The sequence below is a fragment of the Peptoniphilus hominis (ex Hitch et al. 2025) genome, assembly GCF_040096015.1.
GTDB classification, from domain to species: domain Bacteria; phylum Bacillota; class Clostridia; order Tissierellales; family Peptoniphilaceae; genus Peptoniphilus_A; species Peptoniphilus_A hominis.
Genome location: NZ_JBBMFO010000001.1, coordinates 117,627 through 135,627 on the forward strand (window position 1 = coordinate 117,627; position 18,001 = coordinate 135,627).

Annotated in this window: 19 protein-coding genes; 14 read left to right on the forward strand and 5 right to left on the reverse strand. The window is 30.8% G+C overall.

The window, feature by feature from the left end; genetic code table 11:
- Position 1 precedes the first annotated feature (1 nt).
- The 6 genes from WMO19_RS00555 (at position 2) to WMO19_RS00580 (ending at position 6,892) form a co-directional block, all read left to right on the forward strand.
- Positions 2-1,537 carry a Mur ligase family protein gene (locus WMO19_RS00555; protein WP_349169767.1) on the forward strand — a complete coding sequence of 512 codons (1,536 nt, stop codon included), beginning with the start codon at positions 2-4 and terminating at the stop codon, positions 1,535-1,537.
- A 146-nt stretch (positions 1,538-1,683) separates the two neighbouring features.
- Positions 1,684-3,477 carry an aspartate--tRNA ligase gene (aspS, locus tag WMO19_RS00560; RefSeq protein WP_349169768.1) on the forward strand — a complete coding sequence of 598 codons (1,794 nt, stop codon included), beginning with the start codon at positions 1,684-1,686 and terminating at the stop codon, positions 3,475-3,477.
- A 26-nt stretch (positions 3,478-3,503) separates the two neighbouring features.
- The gene (locus tag WMO19_RS00565; RefSeq protein ID WP_349169769.1) at positions 3,504-3,926 is read left to right on the forward strand and encodes a SoxR reducing system RseC family protein; all 423 of its coding nucleotides are present in this window, start codon (positions 3,504-3,506) and stop codon (positions 3,924-3,926) included.
- Between the two features lie 7 nt (positions 3,927-3,933).
- On the forward strand, positions 3,934-4,752 hold the full coding sequence (locus tag WMO19_RS00570; protein WP_349169770.1) for a hypothetical protein: 819 nt from the start codon (positions 3,934-3,936) through the stop codon (positions 4,750-4,752).
- Complete coding sequence (locus tag WMO19_RS00575; RefSeq protein WP_349169771.1) at positions 4,745-5,719, forward strand: hypothetical protein; 975 nt, start codon at positions 4,745-4,747, stop codon at positions 5,717-5,719. The genes WMO19_RS00570 and WMO19_RS00575 overlap by 8 nt, the downstream gene beginning before the upstream one ends.
- 21 nt (positions 5,720-5,740) lie before the next feature.
- A complete protein-coding gene (locus tag WMO19_RS00580) occupies positions 5,741-6,892 on the forward strand; it encodes a TraB/GumN family protein (protein WP_349169772.1) in 1,152 nt (383 codons plus the stop codon).
- Positions 6,893-6,921: 29 nt separating this feature from the next.
- Here WMO19_RS00580 and WMO19_RS00585 read toward each other — a convergent pair whose 3' ends face one another.
- A complete protein-coding gene (locus tag WMO19_RS00585; RefSeq protein ID WP_019124455.1) occupies positions 6,922-7,383 on the reverse strand; it encodes a threonine/serine exporter family protein in 462 nt (153 codons plus the stop codon).
- The gene (locus WMO19_RS00590) at positions 7,380-8,159 is read right to left on the reverse strand and encodes a threonine/serine ThrE exporter family protein (protein WP_349169773.1); all 780 of its coding nucleotides are present in this window, start codon (positions 8,157-8,159) and stop codon (positions 7,380-7,382) included. Before WMO19_RS00590 ends, WMO19_RS00585 begins: the two co-directional genes overlap by 4 nt.
- Positions 8,160-8,267: 108 nt before the next feature.
- On the opposite strand from WMO19_RS00590, the gene der reads away from it, so the two are divergent.
- The 8 genes from der (at position 8,268) to lspA (ending at position 14,919) form a co-directional block, all read left to right on the forward strand.
- Positions 8,268-9,608 (forward strand): ribosome biogenesis GTPase Der, encoded by a 1,341-nt coding sequence (gene der, locus WMO19_RS00595; protein ID WP_349169774.1) that lies wholly within the window; start codon positions 8,268-8,270, stop codon positions 9,606-9,608.
- On the forward strand, positions 9,605-10,195 hold the full coding sequence (plsY, locus tag WMO19_RS00600) for a glycerol-3-phosphate 1-O-acyltransferase PlsY (protein WP_349169775.1): 591 nt from the start codon (positions 9,605-9,607) through the stop codon (positions 10,193-10,195). The genes der and plsY overlap by 4 nt, the downstream gene beginning before the upstream one ends.
- Positions 10,192-11,199: an NAD(P)H-dependent glycerol-3-phosphate dehydrogenase gene (locus WMO19_RS00605; protein WP_316719562.1), complete on the forward strand. Its 1,008-nt coding sequence runs from the start codon at positions 10,192-10,194 to the stop codon at positions 11,197-11,199. The genes plsY and WMO19_RS00605 overlap by 4 nt, the downstream gene beginning before the upstream one ends.
- Positions 11,200-11,251: 52 nt before the next feature.
- On the forward strand, positions 11,252-12,499 hold the full coding sequence (locus tag WMO19_RS00610; RefSeq protein WP_435891040.1) for an HlyD family efflux transporter periplasmic adaptor subunit: 1,248 nt from the start codon (positions 11,252-11,254) through the stop codon (positions 12,497-12,499).
- A 9-nt stretch (positions 12,500-12,508) separates the two neighbouring features.
- The gene (locus WMO19_RS00615; RefSeq protein WP_349169777.1) at positions 12,509-13,219 is read left to right on the forward strand and encodes a YggS family pyridoxal phosphate-dependent enzyme; all 711 of its coding nucleotides are present in this window, start codon (positions 12,509-12,511) and stop codon (positions 13,217-13,219) included.
- A gap of 9 nt (positions 13,220-13,228) precedes the next feature.
- A complete protein-coding gene (locus tag WMO19_RS00620; protein ID WP_349169778.1) occupies positions 13,229-13,678 on the forward strand; it encodes a cell division protein SepF in 450 nt (149 codons plus the stop codon).
- Between the two features lie 77 nt (positions 13,679-13,755).
- On the forward strand, positions 13,756-14,454 hold the full coding sequence (locus WMO19_RS00625) for an RNA-binding protein (protein ID WP_349169779.1): 699 nt from the start codon (positions 13,756-13,758) through the stop codon (positions 14,452-14,454).
- 9 nt (positions 14,455-14,463) lie between these two features.
- Complete coding sequence (gene lspA / locus WMO19_RS00630) at positions 14,464-14,919, forward strand: signal peptidase II (RefSeq protein ID WP_288165986.1); 456 nt, start codon at positions 14,464-14,466, stop codon at positions 14,917-14,919.
- 74 nt (positions 14,920-14,993) lie between these two features.
- Here lspA and WMO19_RS00635 read toward each other — a convergent pair whose 3' ends face one another.
- The 3 genes from WMO19_RS00635 to lexA all read right to left on the reverse strand — a co-directional run bounded on the left by WMO19_RS00635 (position 14,994) and on the right by lexA (position 17,853).
- A complete protein-coding gene (locus tag WMO19_RS00635) occupies positions 14,994-16,022 on the reverse strand; it encodes a site-specific integrase (RefSeq protein WP_349169780.1) in 1,029 nt (342 codons plus the stop codon).
- Positions 16,023-16,146: 124 nt separating this feature from the next.
- Complete coding sequence (locus WMO19_RS00640) at positions 16,147-17,157, reverse strand: SWIM zinc finger family protein (protein WP_349169781.1); 1,011 nt, start codon at positions 17,155-17,157, stop codon at positions 16,147-16,149.
- A gap of 57 nt (positions 17,158-17,214) precedes the next feature.
- The gene (gene lexA / locus WMO19_RS00645) at positions 17,215-17,853 is read right to left on the reverse strand and encodes a transcriptional repressor LexA (protein ID WP_349169782.1); all 639 of its coding nucleotides are present in this window, start codon (positions 17,851-17,853) and stop codon (positions 17,215-17,217) included.
- Positions 17,854-18,001: the final 148 nt, after the last annotated feature.

An 18,001-nucleotide genomic window follows, 5' to 3' on the forward strand; every position in this document is an offset into this window, starting at 1 on the left:
TTTGAAATTAAGTGAAATTTTAAAAAAAATAAATATTATCCAAACAAACTTTAACATTGATGAAAATAAAGAAATTAATAAAATCGCCTTCCACACTAAGGATGTAGTAGAAGGCGCTATTTTTGTTGCAATTAAAGGTTATGTAACTGATGGACATAAGTTTATAAAAAAAGCCAGTGAGCTTGGAGCAGAACTTGCTGTTGTGGAAGATTTTGTTGATGTGAAAATAAAACAAATAAAAGTTCCTAATTCTAGAATTGCTCTTGCAGATATGGCTGCAAATTTTTATAAAAACCCATCAAGGGAAATGAATGTAATTGGTATTACAGCTACAAATGGAAAGACAACTACTGCCTTTATGGTAGATTCAATTTTAAAGGAAGATAAAAGGGAAACTGGCATGATAGGCACTGTCTTAACTAGGTATAAAGATGTAAAAATTCCATCAATACTTACTACACCAGAGTCTCTCACTCTTCAGTCATACTTAAGAGATATGGCAGATAATAATATTACTGATGTGACTATGGAAGTCTCTTCTTCAGCCCAAGAACTTTTTAGAGACAAAAATATTGATTTTGACATAGTTACTTTTAACAATCTTGGCAGGGAACACATTGATCAACATGGAAGTTTTGAAAAATATTTTCACTACAAATCAAGACTAATTAGACATGCCAAAAAAGATGCCCTTGCAATTTTAAATGCCGATGATGAGATGATTTATTCTCTAAAAGAAAAAACTCAGGCTAAAGTTTTGTCTTTTTCACTGGAGAATGACAAAGCAGATTTTGGGATTTCTGATTTAGATTTATCTACGGGCAAGGGAAAATTTATATTTAATATAAATAAAGATATAAAACTAAAAGATTTTACAATAAAAAAGTCTAACTTCAAAGTTGAGCTTGGCTCTGTGGGTTATTCTTCGGTTATGAATTCTGTAGTTGCAATAATTGTTGCACTATGTCTTAATATAGAAAAAGAAATAATAACTGATGCACTAAAAAATTTTAAGGGTGTAGAGAGACGATTTGAACTTATCTTTGATGAAGATTTTAAAATTTTAGACGACCACTTTGCCAATGAAAAAAATATTGATGCAACAATGGAAACTCTTAAAATGATGGTATATAAAGACTTAAATATTTTATATGCCATAAGAGGACACAGAGGAGTGGAAGTAAATAGAGAGATCACTGAAAGACTTGTTAAGTGGATAAAAATTTTAAAACCAAGGACTTTAGCTGCTACTCTATCAAAAGACACAGTTGGCGAAAAAGATAGGGTGACAGAGGAAGAATTAATGGTTTTTAAGAATATTTTAAAGGAAAATAATATTGACTGTAAAATTTATGATACCTTAGAAGACGCTGTAAATAATTCAATTGATCTTTTAAATAGTGAAGATGTACTGTTGCTTGCAGGCTGCCAGGGCATGGATAAGGGCGCAAAATATGTGAAGGAAAAACTTTTAAGAGAAAATAAGGTTAAAGATATCCATGGATTTTCTCACAGAATAGACAGTAGAATCTGTTAAAGTTGAATTTTACGAGAACTTGTTTTATAATTAAAATAGATTTTTATGGAAATAAATAATAAAATAAATCGCTAATCGTTTATTTATATTTTAACGAATAAGCTCCAAACCATTTGAGGCTTGGAGTTTAATTTTTAGGAGGAAATATGGCTGAAAAAATGGGAAATCTCAAGAGAAGTAATTATTGTAATGAGATTTCAGAAGAAATGATTTCAAGAGAAGTTACCTTAATGGGCTGGGTTGCTAAACAAAGATCCCTTGGCTCAATAATTTTCGTTGACCTTAGAGATAGAAGTGGAATTGCACAAATTGTATTTGATGACACATCTTCTGATGAGCTTTTAGAAAAGGCATCACATCTTCGTGGAGAATTTGTAATTGCTGTAAGAGGTAAAGTTCGTATGAGATCATCAATAAATGAGGAGCTTGAAACTGGACGAGTTGAAGTTCTTGCCAGCGAACTTAAAATTTTAAGTGAATCTGAAGTTCCACCAATTTATGTAAAGGACAACGACAATGTTTCTGAAAACATGAGATTAAAATACAGAACTTTAGATTTAAGAAAGCCAAGTATGCAAAAAAATCTCATGATTCGTTCAAAGATTTACAAAATCACTCGTGACTTCTTCTATGAAAATGGATTTATAGAAGTTGAAACTCCAATGTTAACTAAGCCAACTCCTGAAGGAGCAAGGGATTATTTAGTGCCTAGTAGAGTTAATCCTGGCGAATTTTACGCCCTTCCTCAATCACCACAACTTATGAAACAACTTTTAATGGTTGCAGGACTTGACAGGTACATCCAAATTACAAAATGCTTTAGAGATGAAGACTTAAGGGCAAATAGACAACCTGAATTTACGCAAATTGACATGGAACTTAGTTTTGTAACTGAAGAAGATGTGATGGAAATAAATGAAAGATTCTTGCAAAGACTATTTAAAGAAATTTTAAATAAAGATATTGAGCTTCCTATAAAGAGAATGAAATATGCTGAAGCAATGGATAGATTTGGAGTTGACAAGCCAGATTTAAGATTTGGCATGGAACTCCACGACATATCTCATCTTGTAAAGGAATGCGGCTTTAAAGTATTTGAAGGAAATACAGAAAAGGGCAAAAGTGTCAGAGGAATTAAAGTTGATGGCGGAAGCGAATTTTACTCTAAGAAACAAGTTAAAAAACTAGAATCCTTTGTAAAAGATTTTAAGGCAATGGGTCTATCTTGGATTAGAGTAGATGAAGAAATTGATTCTCCAATTGCAAAATTCTTGTCTGAAGAAAAAATGAATGAAATTATTAAGGCTTTTGATGCAAAAAAAGGCGATTTAATTTTGATTTTAGCTGATAAAAACTCAGTTGTTTACAGTGGCCTTGGAAATCTTCGTAACAAGATAGCAAGAGACATGGATTTAATCGACGAAAATGATTATAAACTTACATGGATTACTGAATTCCCTCTATTTGAATACGACGAAGAAGAGGGAAGATATATGGCTATGCACCATCCTTTCACTAGTCCATTAGATGAAGATGTAGATAAACTTACTAGTGACAAAGAAAATGCAAGAGCAAAAGCCTATGACATTGTAATTAATGGCGATGAAATGGGCGGAGGAAGTATTAGAATTAATGACCCAGAAATTCAAGAAAAAATGTTTGAAGCTTTGGGACTTTCTGAAGAAGAAGCTAATGAAAAATTTGGATTCCTATTAGAAGCCTTTAAATATGGAGCACCACCACATGGAGGACTTGCTTATGGATTAGATAGACTTGTCATGCTATTTACTAATGCCAAGAGCATTAGAGATGTAATAGCATTTCCAAAAACTCAAGCCGCAACTTGTCTATTAACTGGTGCACCAACAAGCCTTTCTGAAAAACAATTAGAAGAAGTTCATGTAAAAGTTATAGAAAAAGAAAAAGAAGAAGAAAAATAATAAAAAAAGAAGATTAAGGTGATATTATGGAAAGCATTGGAATTGTCAGAGCAAAGGATAACAATAAAATTTTTGTAGAATTTACAAGAGAAAGTGCTTGCGGAGAAAGTTGTGAATCTTGTAGTGCAAAATGTGCTGAATCAGAGAGAGAACTTTTTGAATTTCAAAATACTGTGTCAGCCAATGTTGGCGACCTTGTAAAAATTAAGACAAGGGACAAGTCTGTACTTTCTTATAAATTTTTAGTATATGGTCTTCCTTTAATTTTATTTATGTCTACAATTACAATTTCCTATATTATTATGAGCAAGACTTCCATGGGAAATATAGATTTAATATCACTAATTATTGGGGTGTTTTCCTTACTTATTTCCCATTTAGTATTAAAAGAAATAGATCACAAATTTAACAAAACAAATAAAGGTGCTATTTTTCTCGAAAAAATGTAGGTGAGAAATGTTTAGTAAAAACTGGTATAAAGCCTTATATATTTTTTCAATTATCCTATTTATTTTGTCTTTGATTTTTTTCATCTACTCACTTGCAAATAAAAAGTACTCATCAGAAATTATTTCTGAGAATAAAAATATTAGAGAAGAAATAAATTTAATTGAAGATAAAACAAGGGCTATTACAGAAGATATTGATTCTCTAGAAATTGAATTTAATATAAAATCACAAGAATTTTATGAAAAATATGGATATCAATTTGAGTCAAGTAAATCTGATGAAATAAAAAGATTGAAAGAGGATTATACAAATCAAAACAAAGCCATAGTAGCCGAGATTAAGGAAAGATTAAAGGCCTATGGAGCTTATTTTGAGTCTGATATTTATGAAAAAGATGGCTATGACAAATCAGTTAATGATTTTCTAGATCTTTATAGCGAGGAAAATTTAGACAAACACAAAAATATATACAATGAGCTTAATATTAAAGCTTATGTTGAAGAATCAAATGGATTTGCCAAGAGCATTTTAAAATTAAATAAAAATTCAAAGGAACTGGATGCCTTGGTTTTTTATGCTTCAATTTACAGCTCAAATATTTATTCTTATATAAATGATGAAAAATCATCTCTTTCAGAAATTTATGCAGATGTAAATAATCTTTTGTTTATTTATAAGGAAATTGAGAGAAAGGGCTACAAAACTGGAAATTTAAAGTCTGAAAATTTAATTTACTTGAATAAATTTATGGAAGAAAAAATTTCATCCTATTACAAAAATCTTGGTATTTTAAAAGCTTTAGAAAAGAGTGATAAAAATGATTAAAAATAAAAAAATTACAATATCAATCATTTTTATTGCCCTTGCTTTTGCTTTCTCTTTTCTTGGATTTTCTAATTTAAGAACTGTGGGATCTTCTTACTTTAACTTATCAAGAGAAAACTCAGCTCTTTTAGAGAGTAAGAAGAAGGCTGAAGATAAATTTAAAACTTTGAGCCAAGAAAACAACAGTAAAAAGTCAAAATTAGATGTAATAAACAACGAAATAAATAAATTTGACATTATTAAAGACAAGACTTCCGAAATAGATAGCATGAATATGGAAATTAGTGACTCACTAATTTCTTTTCGCAAAAATAACTTTAATGAATTATACAATATAGAAAATGGAAAGATCAACGATTATAAGCCATTAAAGGGAAGTTTTATTGAAGAAAATTTAACAGAAGAAGATGTTAGATCAAATCTTCTCATGATTGAGTTTCTCTTAAATTCCTACTATAATTTTGATTTAAATAGAAATATAAGTAAGCACAACCTAAAGGCCTATGAAAATCTTGGAATCATAGATTATTTAATTAATGGAGATAATTACATGCTAAAGTCTATTTTATTAAATGACACTTCCAAAATTTCAAAGCTAAAGGAAGAAAAAGAAACTATTTTAAAGGAAGAAGAAGAATTCTTTTCGGTTTACGAAAATATTTATGGCGACAAGGAAAATATTAAAATATTGGGTCAAAATAAAGATAACATTTTGAAAAGTGAAACAGCTAAGAAAAGAGACGAAGATAATAATTTTAGGATCTTAAATGCCCTTTGTATTGATATTTTAAACTCATCTGTAAATTATTTAGAAAGTTATAAAATTGTGTCAGAAAATGGCGTAAACAAATTAAATGTTTTAGATGATAGCCTTATGAGTGAAAAAAATGAAAATAATAAACTTACTGTAACTTACTATAACAGAGTAAGCGGAGAAACTTATACATTGTCAGAAGAGAGAGAGTAGCTCTTCTATTTTAGGAGAAAAATGAAGGATAAATTAATTAGAATAGATTATCATGGCAAGGAAATTATTTTAATTCCAACTGCCCATGTTTCACAAGAAAGTGCAAAATTAGTTAGAGAAACTATTGAAGAAGAAAAACCTGATTCAATTTGCATTGAACTTGATGAACAAAGGTACAAGAATTTAAAAAATCCTGATGCTTGGAAAAATACAAATATTATTGACATAATTAAACAAAAAAAAGTTACACTTTTAATTGCAAATTTAATTCTTTCATCTTACCAAAAAAATATTGCCAAGAAGCTAAAGACAAATCCTGGTCAAGAAATGATTGAGGGTATGAAAGCATCAGAAGAATTTGGCATAAATTTAGTCTTAGCAGACAGAAGCATCCAGACAACTTTTATGCGTATTTGGAGAAAGATGGGATTTTTTGAAAGAATAAAATTATTTTTTTCTTTAATGTCCATAGACGATGATGAAGATGTTTCAGAAGAGGACCTACAAAAATTAATTGAAAGAGATAATCTTGAGCTTGCAATTGAAGATATGGGCAAGGATTATCCTCAGATAGCAGCAACTCTTTTACATGAAAGAGATAAGTATCTAGCATATAATATTAAAAATGCTCCAGGGGATAAAGTTATTGCCATTCTTGGCGCGGCACACACTCCAGGTGTTGAAGAAGAAGTTTTTAAAGAGCAAAATATTGAAGAATTAAATAAAATTCCGCCAAAATCTTTTGCTGGCAAGGTCATACCTTGGTTAATACCAATTTTAATTGTAGTTTTAATTGGACTTGGCTTTAAGCAAAGCATGAATACAGGAATGGCGCAAATAAAGTCATGGTTTTTATTTAATTCTGTTCTCGCGGCTCTCTTAACGGCTCTATGTCTTCCTCATCCACTTAGTATTTTGACAGCTTTTGTTGCAGCTCCTTTTACATCTATAAACCCAATGCTTGCTTGTGGTTGGTTTGCAGGTCTTGTAGAAGCAAGCTTAAAAAAACCTACAGTTGAGGATGTAAATAATATTCCTGAAGATATTTTTAGTATAAAAGCTTGGATTCACAATAAATTTTTGAAGGCTCTTTTAGTGGTAATACTGGCAAATATTGGCTCATCAATTGGAACAATAATTGCTGGAAGTAAAATAATACAAAGTTTATTCTAAAGGCAAAAAAATTAAGGTAATGGAAAAATTTATCCATTACCTTTTTTATTTGCCTTAATTTTTCTTGAAGATTCTTTAATTATTCTAACTAAACCTTGAGATAAGACTATGCCGAGGGCAAGTGCAGATGTAGTTAAAGTTGTTTTAATGACTTGTTCTCGCATTAAAATATAATTTGATTCTATAAAATAATACATAATATAATACATTCCTGCTCCTGGTACAAGTGGTACTAGGCAAGGAAGTGTAAATACTGTGGCGGGTTTTTTAAACTTAATAGCAAAAGTTTCAGAAAAAATTCCTATGAGAAAAGATGAAATCAAGTAAGAAATCATATAGTTCTCACTAAAACTAAATAAATATTCGTAAATTATCCATATAAAACCGCTTAGGGCTGATGTAATGATCCTAACTTTTTTTGGAAGTTTAAAATAAATAGTAAAGCCATAGGTAGCAAAGGCTGATAAGAAAAATTGTGAGAGCATCTTCATAGTATAAACCTCATAATTTTTAAGCCAACGCCAACGCCAAAGGCTATGGCAAGTGCAATAAAGAAGGCTTTAATCATAGTAATGGCACCTGTTATAAATTCGCCGCTCATTATGTCTCTCACAGAGTTTGTTATGGCAACACCAGGAACCAAAAGCATTATTACTCCAATGATTATGTTGTCAATGTTTGAGCCAAAACCAAAGTGTACACAGATAATTGCTAGGACTGATGTAATAAAGGCGCAAATAATATTATTTATGAAAAAAGAAAGTTTAAAGTAGCTAAGTTTTTCAAGAACTATGGGGATTAAGATGCCAATAAGAAAACTAGCCAAGAAGTCCTTTAAGTCGCCTCCAAATAAAAGTGTGAAGAAGGAGGAAGCAATGCCTCCAGAAAAATATATTTTCTTTGGATTTTCTTCAGCTGCATCAATTTCAAAAAGTCTTTCATAGCCTTCCTTTATGGAAAGATCTCGTGAGACAAATTCTCTTGAAAAAGAATTTACGCAGTCGATTTTATATAAATTTGTATCTGAAATTGTAATTTTTCTAAAATTGCTAAGAGTTTCACCCTCAAACTCCATTGAAATAAAAATTGCAGAGGGTAGAGCATAGGCTGAAACATTAGAAATATTAGAGACCGACTTACAAATCCTTTCGATTGTATCTTCTGCCCTATAAGATTCTGCTCCATTTTGAATTAATAAAGCGCCAGTGAATAAGGATAGATTCATTAAATCTTTAGCATCTTTTATATTGTTTATAACTTTCGCCATTTTATCACCAAGCTAATTATACTATGGAGTTTTTTTATTCTCAATTGTAAATAGTAAATTGAATCTAATAATTTAATTTGTTATAATTACTTAGATAGGGGTGATTATATGGAAATGCCCATAGTTTCAATAATTGGCAGACCAAATGTAGGCAAATCTACTTTATTTAACAAAATAGTAGGAAGAAAAGTTTCTATAACTGAAGATACTCCAGGTGTAACTAGAGATAGAATATATCAACCTGCATCTTGGCTTAATTATAAATTTTTACTTGTGGATACAGGTGGACTTGATCTAAAGGACGAAGACATATTTATGTCTAGCATCAAGGCACAAATCGATATGGCACTAGAAACTTCTGATGTTGTAATATTTTTAGTAGATGGTGCTGAGGGTTTAAATCCAACAGATGTAGAAATTTCACAATTTCTCAGAAAAACAAAAACTAAAGTTGTTTTAGCTGTTAATAAATACGATTCAAAAATAACAAAGGAAAATATTTTTGATTTTTATGAATTAGGTTTAGGAAATCCCATTGGCATAAGTGCTGAACAAGGCACTGGTGTAGGTGACCTACTTGACGAAGTTGTTAGTGATTTTACACCAGTAGATGATATAGAAGATGATGATCTTATAAGGGTTACCTTAATAGGCAAACCAAATGTTGGCAAGTCCTCTCTTCTAAATTATTTAACTGGAGAAAACAGGTCTATAGTTACGGATATTCCTGGCACTACAAGAGATTCAATTGACTCTTTAATTAAATACAAGGACAATGAATATGTTTTTGTTGACACTGCTGGACTTAGAAAAAAGAAAAAAATTGTACCAGGTGTTGAGAGGTATTCAGTGATAAGAACTCTTACTGCAATTGAAAGATCAAATGTCTGTGTACTTATGATTGATGCGCTAGAAGGTGTAACTGAACAAGATTCTAAAATTGTTGGATATGCTCATGACAATAATAAGGCAATTATTATTGCAGTGAATAAGTGGGATGCTCTTGAAAAAGAAACAAAGACTATGAAAAATTTTGAAAAGGAAATAAGAAATCAGCTTCCCTTCGTCTTATATGCTCCAATAATATTTATATCAGCTAAAACCGGTCAAAGAGTAAATGAATTTTTAGATTTAATTGAAGTGGTAAACAACAATTACAACCACAGAATTCAAACTGGTGTATTAAATGATATTTTAAATAGAGCAGTTCTCATGAATCAACCGCCATCAGATAAGGGCAAGAGAGGAAAGCTCTACTATGGATCTCAAGTAAGCGTTAGACCGCCAAAGTTTTTACTTTCTGTTAATGATAAAGAATTATTCCACTTCTCCTATTTGAGATATATTGAAAATCAAATTAGAGATACCTATTCCTTTGATGGCACTCCAATAATATTGGAGTTGAAAAACAGAGTTAGTCCAAGAGCTGACAAAGGACCAAGAAGATGAATTATTTCCTAGTTTTAATTATATCTTATTTGATTGGAACAATTTCTGGTTCCTATATTATAGGAGAATTATTTTTAAATAAAGATATTAGAAAATATGGTTCAGGCAACGCTGGCACGACTAATGCCATGAGAGTTCTTGGTAAAAAGGCAGGTGTTACAACCTTTGTTATTGATTTTTTAAAGGGAGTAGCAGTAACTTATATAATTGGGAAATTTTTCGGGAGAAACCTTGTTCCACTGGGAATACTTGGAGCTGTAATTGGCCACGATTTTCCCTTCTACATGAATTTTAGAGGTGGAAAGGGAGTTGCTACAACTCTAGGCGCCTTAGCTCTTTTTAATTTTCCCCTTACCTTAATATGTTATATTGTATGGGTGCTTGGAACTCTTCTAACAAAAATAGTTTCTGTTGGTTCAATTTTATTTTTCATTTCAATTATTATTGTCTATACTTTTATGTCAGACCTAACTACTTATAATATAATTCTAATTAATCTTATTGCTTTAATAGGAATAATAAGACATAAGGATAACATCAAGAGATTAATAGCCGGAAATGAAAATAAAATAGGAGGTAGGAAATGAATATTACACTATGTGGTGGTGGAAGCTGGGGTACTGCCATTGCTAGGCTTTTATCAAATAAAGGGCATAAGGTAAATTTTTATATTAGAAATAAATCTGTAATTGATGATATAAAGAAAAATAAAGAAAATTCAAAATATCTTCCAGGAGCAAAATTTAAAAATGAAATCAACCTTACTAATGATTTAGATAGCGTTCTTGAAGATATTGATGTTTTTGTTATTGCAGTGCCAACTTCTAGCACTAGAGAAATTTTAGAAAGAATTAAGGGCAAGATTTCAAAGGAGACAATTATTGTCAACTTATCAAAGGGATTTGAACTTGAAACTCTCGATAGAATTTCAGAAATTTCATCAGAAATTTTAAAGGACAATCCCTTTGTAGCTCTTTCTGGACCATCTCACGCTGAAGAAGTAGGAAAGGATATTCCAACAACTCTTGTAGCTTCTTCTCTAGATACAAGGGCTGCAGTAACTATTCAGCACGAATTTTCTACTTCAATTTTTAGAATTTACACAAATCCCGATTTAATCGGGGTTGAAATAGGTGGAGCTTTAAAAAATATTATTGCTCTTGCTGCAGGTATGAATGATGGTCTAGGTTATGGAGATAACTCAAAGGCAGCACTAATGACTCGTGGAATTTATGAAATGAGTAAACTAGGTATTGTAATGGGTGCAAACCCACACACCTTCAATGGACTATCTGGCATTGGTGACTTAATAGTAACCTGCACAAGTATGCACTCTAGAAATAGAAGAGCAGGAATATTAATTGGTCAAGGTAAATCAATGGAAGAAGCTTGCAAGGAAGTGGGTCAAGTAGTTGAGGGAGTTAAGACTGTTAAGTCTGCTTATAAACTTTCTCAACTTAAAAACATAGAAATGCCAATAACAAATGCACTTTACCAAGTTTTATATGAAGGTTACGATCCAAATAAAGCTGTGTATGATTTAATGACTAGAAAAAATAAGGACGAAATAGAGCAAATCTTCTTCGAATAATAACATATTGCAGGAGTTTGTGATATAATTATTTGATGAATAGGTGGTTTTTTTGAACAGTTTTTTTAAAAAAAATAAATTTTTCAAGAGAAGGATACTGGCTCTTTTAATTTTTTTAATTTTAATTGTATTTTTTGCAAAATTAATAAGAGGAAGTAGAGTAAATAATTATAAAACAATTTTTCCAACTTTGACCACTTTTGAAAAGGATATTGACACAAAAATTTACAATCTCTTTGATGAAAAATCTTATTTTTCAAAGGGAGATGGGATTGTAGTATTTCATGCCAGTGAAGGACAAAAGGTGCCTGTAGGATATGAAGTTGCAAATTTAAATTTAATGGAAGATGTATCCTCTTTAAAGGATGAACTAAATAAAGTTAAGGCTGCAATAAAGATAAAAAAGGGAATTGAACCCGTAGAAAAAGAAAATTCTTTGAGTTTTACAAAAAATCTTCAAGAACAAATAAAAAACAAAAATTATTCTGGGGTTTATTTTGATATAAATTCATCAGATGAAGCTTCTCAAGAAAACATTAATGAGGCTGAATTAAAGGAATATCTTGAACTATCAGAGGATACTCTTTTGCTTAAGAAAAGGGACTTAGAAGAAAAAATTTCTAAATTCAATTTTTCTTATCTTGCAGAATTTAGTGGTATAGTTACTTATAAAATTGATGGCAATGAAGATTATTTTAAAATCGACAATTTAGATAAGTTTACTTATAAATATTTAAATAAAAACTACAACTTTAAAAGTTTGGAAATGGAAACCAAGGTAAAAAATGGAGATCCGCTTTTTAAAATAGTAAATAATTTAAATTGGAAAGTTGCCTGCACTATTAACAATGTCTCACAAATTTCAAATTATAATCTCGGGGATTCTGTTAAAATACAAATTCCAGAAATTGAAGATATTTATGGTATAGTGGAAAAAATAAATAAAGATAATAATCATGCCGTAATTATTGTTAGCCTAGATAGATATTTTGAAAATATGTATTCTAATAGGATACACGATGGCAAAATTATTGTAAATAAAACTAAGGGCTTTGAAATACCAAAGTCAACGCTTATAGAAAGAGATAATCTTACTGGAGTATATGTACAGGAAATCAAGGGGCTTGTTAAATTTGTGCCAGTTGAAATAGTAAGTGAGACTAATGATTATGTCTTTATCAACAAGGGAAATAAAGAGTCTGTTATTAGCATTGGCGATAAAAGTTATAAAACTGTAACTGTTAATGACGCCATAGTAATAAATCCAAAAACTGTAGATGAGTCAAGAATCTTAAATTGAGGTGATATTTTGAATTTGGAAGACAATTTAAAAAAACTTTATGAAGATATAGAAATAGCAAAGGATAATTCTAATTTTAAAAGAGATGTCAAACTAATTGCTGTATCAAAGACCCATCCAGTAGAAATGATAAAGGTTTTTAACCAACTTGGTGTCATGGATTTTGGCGAAAATAAGGTTCAAGAACTTGTTTCAAAGATAGAAGATAAAGAAATTGAAGAAAAGTTAAAAAATAATAAAATAAATTTTCATTTGATTGGCAATTTACAGACTAATAAAGTAAAATATATTTATGACAAAGTAGAATTAATTCAATCTTTGGATAGAATAAAATTAGCTAAAGAAATTAATAAGAGAGCAGAAAAAGATGACATCAAAGTAAATTGTCTTGTGCAAATAAATATTGGCAATGAAGAGACTAAATCAGGAATAAAATATGAAGATACTGAAGATTTTATTTATGAGCTTTTAGATTATAAAAATATTAATATTAAGGGGCTTATGGCTATTGCTCCAAATAGTCCTGATGAAAATTTGCTGAGAAAATTATTTGAGAAGATGAATATAATGTTTGAAAATATTGCATCTAAAAACTATGATGGGGTTGAGATGAAATATTTATCAATGGGGATGAGCCATGATTTTAAATTGGCAATCCAAGAAGGATCCAATATGATCAGAGTTGGTTCTAAATTATTTGGAAATAGAAATTATAATTAGGAGGATATTATGGCAGAAAAAACTATGGACAAACTAAAGAAAATCTTTGGCTTTGCAGATGAATATGAATACGAAGATTTTGACGAAGATTTTGAAGATGATGTAAAGGAAGCAGAGGTTGTAGAACCTACTTATGCACCAAAGAACATCACTCATACTAAGGCTAAATCAAGAGTATCAACAAGCAATATGATTATTACAGTTCATGAACCACTTTCTTATGATGAATCACCACTTATAGTTGATGATTTAAGAGATTTTAAGGCAGTTGTTCTTAATTTTGAACAACTTGATGTTGATGTTAAGAGACAAATCTTTGATTTTGTAAGTGGAGCTCTTTACGCCCTTGATGGAAAGATGCAAAAAGTTAATAAAGACATTTTTATCTTGGCACCAAACAATGTTGAAATTGATGGATTAAAAGAGCAACTTAAGAACAACGGAATGTTTCCTTGGTAAATTTAAACAGAATAGATTTAATTAATCATATTAATAGGCCTGAGGAAAGGACTACTATAAGGAAAGTTATTGACAAAATGGAATCTGTAATGAAAAGTCATATTACCGAATCAACAGATTTTTTAAATCCTCATGAGATTAATTTGTCTATTTCCATTTTAAATAGGTTTAAAGATGAAATCTCCTATGAAATCCATGGGGGCTACAATGACAGTGAATCCTGCATCATTTATATTTATCCTAGTTATAAATGTGAAAATGATGCAGACGATATTGTCTTATTTAAATTTGAATCTAATGAAAAAATTAAACATGGCGATGTACTAGGATCTATTTTAGGCCTAAGTATAGACAGACAAAAAATAGGTGATATTTTAATTGGAGAAAAATTCACTTATTTTTTTGTTAAAAGAGAAATTGCAAACTTTATAGAAATAAACCTCACAAAAATATCTAAATATAATATTATCCTCAGCCGTGAAGATAAAATTTCTGATCTCCCAAAAAAGGAATATGACTACAAAAAAATAGTTGTCTCTTCCTTTAGATTAGATAATTTAATCTCTAAGGTTTTTAATCTATCAAGATCAAAGGTTAAAAAGATGATAGATGGTGAACTTGTAAAAGTTAATTTTGCCAAGGAGACAAGAGCTCACTTTGAGCTTGAGGAAGGTGACTTGGTTTCCCTTAGAAAATATGGAAGATTTAGAATTTTTGAAGTTGAAGGAAGCACTAAGAGGGGCAATTTTGTCGTTTTAGTGAGATTAAATAAGTAAGGAGATACTATGTTCGTTGCTATTTTTAGCATTATTTTAATAATTATAGATCAGTTTACAAAATATTTGGTGGTTACAAATATTGCAAATGAAAATCCAGTTGTATTAATTGACAACTTTTTGAAACTCTATTACATAGAGAATAGAGGTGCAGCCTTTGGAATTTTACAAGGATTTAGATCTCTATTTACAGTTATAACTATCCTAGTTTTATTGTTTTTAATTGTATTTTTAATTAGAAATTATAATAAGGTTCCCTTTATTTATTTAGTTAGTTTCAGTCTTCTTATTGGAGGGACTATTGGAAACTTTATAGACAGAATTAGACTTCACTATGTTGTTGACTTCATTAGCATGAGGTTCTTTGGTCATGATTTTGCAATTTTTAATTTTGCCGATATGTTTATTGTTCTTGGAACAATTTTAATTTCCATTGGAATAGTTCTTCACGACAATAAAAGGTGACTTATGTTTTTAAGGCTTAGAATCGCTTATTTTAAGCCTTTCTATTTTTATCGTCAAAAATTGGTCAAAAACATTTATATCAGGGCCCTTATCATATCAAATTTATCATTGATGTTATCTTCATTAACTTCTACATAGTTTTTCATGATTGTTTCTATCTCGTCTCCAATTACTTGGGCGACTACAGTTAGATCTATTCCAGAGCCTACCAGGATTGTTGCTCTCGTATGTCTAAAACAGTGAGGGGATAGTTTATACTTTTTTAAACGATAATATGTTGCTTGGTATGTCACGTCGTAGAAAATTCTACCTTGGGTATCAAAGGTTGCCAACATTAATTGCTTATATAAACTTTCAGAAATCGGGACTATCCTATATGAGTTGTCTGTTTTTAAGATGGTTGTTAATATTTTTTTATCTCGTAAAAATTGTCTTTCAACTGTTATAGTCATATTTTTAACACTTTGAATACATAGACCCAATGCCTCACTGATACGCATACCTGTTTCATAAAGTAGCTGTATTAGTAGTTTCATTTTGGGTTTTTTTGTGTCGTTTAAAATTTTTTGGTATAGATCCTCTGTGATAAATTTTATTCGCTCATCTTTCTTGGTCTTGTCATAATAGAGAAGGTCACACGGATTATTTTCACACGCTCTTACTTTTTTTATGGCAAAGGTAAAAATGATATTTAATACTGCTATGTTTAGGTTATAGCTGTTACCAGTTAGCTTTCTTTTATTTTCTATAAAGTTATATAATTCGGTGGATTTTATGGAATTAATATCTCTGGGAAGAAAATCTGAAAAAAGATTCATGCAACTTCTGTATGTGGTTTCTGTTGATGTAGAATCCCTGTTGTTTGTTTTCTCCATTCGTGCAAGGTAGAGTTCAAAAATCTCTTCCAGGGTGTATTCGTTGCCAAGTATCCCACTTTTTTCTAGTTTTTGGAGTTCAAAGTATTTTTCTTTTGCCCAGAGGTTGGCATCTTTTTTCTTGTCAAAGCCACCTTTTGGCTTTTGACGCCATTTTCCTTTTTTATCTTTGTAGCTTACAATGGCTTGCCACTTGCCATTTTCTCGCTGTCTTATTGTTATGTTCATTATATCTACTCCTTTATTTGGAGTAACACTGGGGGAGTGATTTGTGATATAATTTATTTGAGTTTTGATAAGGTGTTTATCACCTTTTAGGGGATGTGTTTATAACGTCTCCTATTTTTTTTGGTTAAAATTGAGGTTCCCAAGGATATAATTTATGATAAAAATGTTTTACAGACCCAAAGACCTCTTCTACTCTTGGATCTCGTCTGATAGCCATTGGTATTTTTTGTGATAAATTTTCTGCACTCTCTACATCTAGCCCTTTAATTACAGATTTAATTAGGTCAGATTTTAGGGTATTAGATTTGTAAGGTATTTCACAATCATCACAGATATCAGTCAATTCTTTTTTAGTTAGAAAGTTTAATGTTGTGCTTAAATCTGTTGTTGTGTTAACTAACTCGGAACTTAATAATTCCTTAAGACTTTCGTTTTCTAATTTTTTCGATGATATCCAGTCATATCCTAGGGTGTAAATAAAGTCGAAAGCAGCATCTCTATTGAAATTTTTAAAAATTTCTTTCGCATATTCTTTGTCAAAGTGGTTAGATTCGAACTCTTGAATCTCATCTGATATATTTGGGTCTTCAAGTTCCATTCTTAGTCTATAAATATGCTTGCAGGGCAAATCTCTAACCACAAAGTCTCTACAAGTACATGAATCCAAAGTGGTTTCATAAGGATCCTTACCTGAGCCTTTAAATATGGCTTTTTTATTTTCTTTATCCAATTCGATTATTTTACATTTCAAAGCACTTTTTTGTCTTTTTAACTGGTCTGGTTGGGAGTCAATGTCGTCAGAATTTTTAATTTCTTCTAATTTTTTCTTATCGTAGCCACCACCTTGACGCTTTATGATCTCAATTAGTCCTAATTCTACTGCTAGCCTGTAGATGTGTTTACAGGGTTTTTGCCTTTCTACAAAATCATTACAAGTGCAAGAGTCCAGGTAAGTTTCATAAAAAGGCTGTAATGTAGTGCTTGAGAATCTCCCTGATCTATTTTCCTCGTCGATTTCAAAGGTAAATGGGTAGTTCATAGCCCAACCTTGTCTTTCAATTTGTTTTTCTTCCTCGTGGATAGACTCGTCCCAGTCAGTCCAGGGTTTTAGAAATTTTACTCTTCCTTTTATCATGATAAGCCTCCTTGAAATTTTATTTAAAAGCACAAACTTTTTTTGTCTGTGCTTTTATTAACTTGATCTCTTTGAGTAAACTCCTACCATTTCGCCAAGTATTAAGACTTGTTTATCATCGCTATCGTGAATTATTATTGGCTTGTAGTTTTTGTTACATGGTTGGAGCACGACAGTGTTTCCGTCTTTATTTACTCTTTTTAGCGTCGCCTCGTCGTCAATTAGGACAGCCGCTATGCGACCATTGTCCACATCATTTGTTTTCTTTAAAAATACTAAATCTCCGTTAAAGATATTTGCCTCTACCATTGAGTCGCCCTTTGCTCTTAGGATAAAATCTGCCTCAGGTAAATTTTTATCTATCATAAAGTAGCCTTCATAATTTTCTTGTGCAAATATTGGATCCCCACAAGCGATAGTCCCAAGTATTGGGATTCTTTTCATTTGGACTGGTGTTATTATTCCTGGTATTTTTTCCAAGTCTACATCTTCGCTTTTTTCCCAACCCATGAGGTGGGCAGGTGTTGTTTGTAAAACTTTAGCTAGTGGCTCTAAAACCGATGTGGGCATATTTTCTATATCGTTATTTTCATACCTATAAATTGTCGCTCTGTTTTTATTAAGTTTTTCAGCCAACTCATCAACAGATAGATTTAATTCTAGCCGTCTTTGTTTGATTCTTTCTCCTACTGACAAGTCTCTTCCTCCTTTCTTATGATAAATATATTATAAGATATTTTTCGCATATTTGCAACACATAAAGGCAAAAATAAAAAATATTTCGCAAATTATGCAAAAAAGTCTTGCAATAAAAATTTGCCATGCTATAATTAAATTAGTCGCA

Excerpts from the sequence above, each read along its gene's own strand:
- WMO19_RS00635 (WP_349169780.1), bottom strand. The coding sequence starts at position 16,022 with ATGAACATAACAATAAGACAGCGAGAAAATGGCAAGTGGCAAGCCATT.
- plsY (WP_349169775.1), top strand. The coding sequence starts at position 9,605 with ATGAATTATTTCCTAGTTTTAATTATATCTTATTTGATTGGAACAATT.
- lspA (WP_288165986.1), top strand. The coding sequence starts at position 14,464 with ATGTTCGTTGCTATTTTTAGCATTATTTTAATAATTATAGATCAGTTT.
- WMO19_RS00620 (WP_349169778.1), top strand. The coding sequence starts at position 13,229 with ATGGCAGAAAAAACTATGGACAAACTAAAGAAAATCTTTGGCTTTGCA.
- der (WP_349169774.1), top strand. The coding sequence starts at position 8,268 with ATGGAAATGCCCATAGTTTCAATAATTGGCAGACCAAATGTAGGCAAA.
- WMO19_RS00565 (WP_349169769.1), top strand. The coding sequence starts at position 3,504 with ATGGAAAGCATTGGAATTGTCAGAGCAAAGGATAACAATAAAATTTTT.
- WMO19_RS00605 (WP_316719562.1), top strand. The coding sequence starts at position 10,192 with ATGAATATTACACTATGTGGTGGTGGAAGCTGGGGTACTGCCATTGCT.
- WMO19_RS00570 (WP_349169770.1), top strand. The coding sequence starts at position 3,934 with ATGTTTAGTAAAAACTGGTATAAAGCCTTATATATTTTTTCAATTATC.
- WMO19_RS00640 (WP_349169781.1), bottom strand. The coding sequence starts at position 17,157 with ATGATAAAAGGAAGAGTAAAATTTCTAAAACCCTGGACTGACTGGGAC.
- WMO19_RS00585 (WP_019124455.1), bottom strand. The coding sequence starts at position 7,383 with ATGAAGATGCTCTCACAATTTTTCTTATCAGCCTTTGCTACCTATGGC.
- WMO19_RS00625 (WP_349169779.1), top strand. The coding sequence starts at position 13,756 with ATGGAATCTGTAATGAAAAGTCATATTACCGAATCAACAGATTTTTTA.
- aspS (WP_349169768.1), top strand. The coding sequence starts at position 1,684 with ATGGCTGAAAAAATGGGAAATCTCAAGAGAAGTAATTATTGTAATGAG.
- WMO19_RS00580 (WP_349169772.1), top strand. The coding sequence starts at position 5,741 with ATGAAGGATAAATTAATTAGAATAGATTATCATGGCAAGGAAATTATT.
- WMO19_RS00590 (WP_349169773.1), bottom strand. The coding sequence starts at position 8,159 with ATGGCGAAAGTTATAAACAATATAAAAGATGCTAAAGATTTAATGAAT.
- WMO19_RS00575 (WP_349169771.1), top strand. The coding sequence starts at position 4,745 with ATGATTAAAAATAAAAAAATTACAATATCAATCATTTTTATTGCCCTT.